Below are 1,293 nucleotides of genomic sequence, written 5' to 3' on the forward strand. Positions count from 1 at the left end.
CCGTCACCCCACCGGCACACCCGCCTCCAGATTCATCACCCGCCCCCTCTCCCGCGCCCGCAACGCCCACCGCAACCGCCGCAACCGCACCGGCGGCAACATCGTCGACGCCTCGTCCTCCGTAACGAACCGCCACCCCCGCAACTCCGCCCCCGGCAGCAACAACCGCCGCGCATCAGCCGAGTTCAGCCGCCCCCCGTCGAACAGAAACCGCAACCCCCCGAACCCAGGCGGTTTCGGCGGCTCCCAGTCGACGACCAGCAATCGCGGCACCGCCTTCAGCTCAATCCCGATCTCCTCCGCGACCTCCCGCATCCCCGCCCGAGCAGGAGCCTCCCCCGGCTCGACGACACCACCGGGAAACTCCCACCCCGGCTTGTACGTGGGGTCGACCAGCAGCACACGGTCGTCCTCGTCGAACAGCAGCACCCCCGCCGCAAGCGTCGCCGCCTTCGGCTCGGGCGTCTGGACGATCGGGCAGTACCCGGCGGTCCCGTTGCGCACGGCCTCGGCGATGCGCTCGGCCGTCTGGAGCGGAGTCAGCCCGCCGCTGTCCACGACAAGCGCGTCCCCCCGCAACCACGTCAACGCCTCCCGGTACGGAACGACATGGTCACGGGCCCACTGCCGTACGGCCTCGCTCCGCACAGGGTCGTCCGGAAACTCGACGCGGCCCTCGATCCGCTCCCGAAGGATCGTTTCCTCAGAGGTGAGCACCACATGCCGCACCCGGATCGCCCGCGAGGCCAGCGCCCCGAAGATCTCGTCCCGGTACTCCTGCCGCAGCAGCGTCATGGGCACGACGAGCACCCCGCCCACCTCGGCGAGCAGCGCCGACGCGGTGTCCACGACCATCCGCCGCCAGATCGGCAGGTCCTGGTAGTCACAGACCTCGCTCAGTCTCTTCGGCGGCAGCAGATACCGCAGCGCCCCGCCGGTCACTTCGGGGTCGTAGAGGGTGCTGCCCGGAATGAGCCGGGTCAGTTCCTTCGCCGTGCTGGTCTTGCCCCCACTGAACGCGCCGTTCAGCCAGACGATCACGGTGCCCCCTCCTCCGTAGCCCCCGGTGACGGCCCCGGCCCCGTAGCCCCCTGTGACGGGCTCGGGAACACAGTGCCCGCACCACCTTGCCACGGAAACGTGTACGAGCGGCATGGGGCACGGTCCCGGCCACGGGACACCGGCAAGGCACCGGCAAGGCACCGGCGAACCCTCGACAGCCCGGCCCGAAGCCACCGGCCAGGGGCCTGATCAGCCGTCACATGCCGCTGGCGGTTCCCGGCCCCGTTCCCC

At 71.0% G+C, this 1,293-nt stretch carries 1 protein-coding gene; it reads right to left on the reverse strand.

Going from position 1 to position 1,293, the window contains the following annotated elements:
- Positions 1-3: 3 nt before the first annotated feature.
- Positions 4-1,041, reverse strand: coding sequence for an NUDIX domain-containing protein (locus tag K6I33_RS35095; protein WP_229358839.1), 1,038 nt, complete (start codon positions 1,039-1,041; stop codon positions 4-6).
- Positions 1,042-1,293 lie beyond the last annotated feature (252 nt).

This window comes from Streptomyces sp. UNOB3_S3, assembly GCF_020740895.1.
GTDB lineage: Bacteria > Actinomycetota > Actinomycetes > Streptomycetales > Streptomycetaceae > Streptomyces.